The 1,439-nt window shown below is 43.9% G+C and carries 1 protein-coding gene; it reads right to left on the reverse strand.

Features of this window, described 5'->3' with window-relative positions; genetic code table 11:
• Positions 1-160 precede the first annotated feature (160 nt).
• Positions 161-1,330: an IS256 family transposase gene (locus GBH70_RS16380; RefSeq protein WP_013400797.1), complete on the reverse strand. Its 1,170-nt coding sequence runs from the start codon at positions 1,328-1,330 to the stop codon at positions 161-163.
• Between the last annotated feature and the right edge of the window lie 109 nt (positions 1,331-1,439).

Genomic DNA, 1,439 nt, shown 5'->3' on the forward strand with positions numbered 1-1,439 from the left:
GGTACCGTCAAGAATTTTGTGTAATGTAAGATAGATAGGGTATCTCTGAAATGGATTTGGAATGGATAGGGAACCGGTTTCCTTCACACAAGAGACTGAATATTCAGTCTCTTGTGTGGAAAGGGAAAATCCCCTTATTTTGTTTATTTACAATATTTGGTTAACAATAACGTTCTTCAAACATTCGTTGAAGGGCTTCTTGCGCTTCGGCAAATCCTCGCAACTTTCGCCCTGCCCATTTCTCGTTAAAGTCCTGTATCGTCAAATATACGACTTTTTCAGCGGCTTCTAAACTGCTCAAACTGTTCATCGGCTTTAGACGTTTCCGAATCTCCTTGATCGTTCGTTCGATGGCATTGGTCGTATAAATCACACTTCGAATACTGCTTGGATAGTCCATAAAGGTGAGAAGGACATCCAACTCATTTGCCCAAGATTGGACTTCCCTTGGGTATTTGTGAGACCATTTGGATTGAAACTGTTGAAACATCTCCAATGCGATTTCTTTATTCGGAGAACGATAAATGAGTTTCAGGTCCTCCGCCATTTCGAATTGATCTTTTTTCCGAACACGGCTGAGGGTGTTGCGGACTTTGTGCACGACACAGCGCTGCACATCGGCTTTCGGATACACCGCCTTAAAGGCTTCCTCCAACCCCGGAAGGCCATCGAAGACGCCAAGAAGCACTTCCTTGACGCCTCTTTGGTAGAGCTGTTGGAGAATCTCCTGCCATACATAGGCGCTTTCTTGTCCTCCTACGAAGAAATCAAGAATTTCACGATACCCTTCTTCGTTCACCCCCAATACCACATAAATAACTTCTTTCTCTACCGTATCCCGGCGAAGTTTCACGTACAAGCCGTCCAAATATAAGACCGAATAACGCTGGTGTAGTGGACGAGCGTGCCATTTCTCGATGTCTTCCTTCACGACATCGGTAATCCGGCTGATCGTCGCAGGAGAATAGGTGCTTCCTAGAATTCGTTCGATAAACTTGCCAATTTCACGCGTGCTCATGCCACTTTGGTACATCCTAATGATTGCTTCCTCCAGCCAGCCCGTGTGCCGTTGGTAAGGGGCAAACAACTGTGTTTGAAATTCCCCGTTTCGGTCTCTTGGAACCAAAAGACCCTCAATCCGGCCATATTGTGTATCTAGATTTCGCTGATAGTAGCCGTTTCTCATATTCGGCGTTCCAGCCTGTTCGATTTCGAGGAAATTTTTGATTTCTTCCCGCATAATCAGTTCTAATTTTTCTTTTACAAACTGACGAATGGCATTTTCCAGTTGATTTGCCCAGTCGACATTCGGTATACTTCTTTTAGACATAGGTAGGGTACTCCTTTCTCTGGAATGTGTTGTGGTCCAAATCAGAGAATACCCTACCTTTTTTCTTTTGTTCTAGCAAAATGCTTTACACAAAATTTTATACATCATC

It is taken from the genome of Weizmannia acidilactici (genome assembly GCF_008974225.1).
GTDB lineage: Bacteria > Bacillota > Bacilli > Bacillales > Bacillaceae_C > Weizmannia > Weizmannia acidilactici.

What these genes read in the sequence shown, in the direction of transcription:
- GBH70_RS16380 (WP_013400797.1), bottom strand. Translation starts at nt 1,330, where the DNA reads ATGTCTAAAAGAAGTATACCGAATGTCGACTGGGCAAATCAACTGGAA.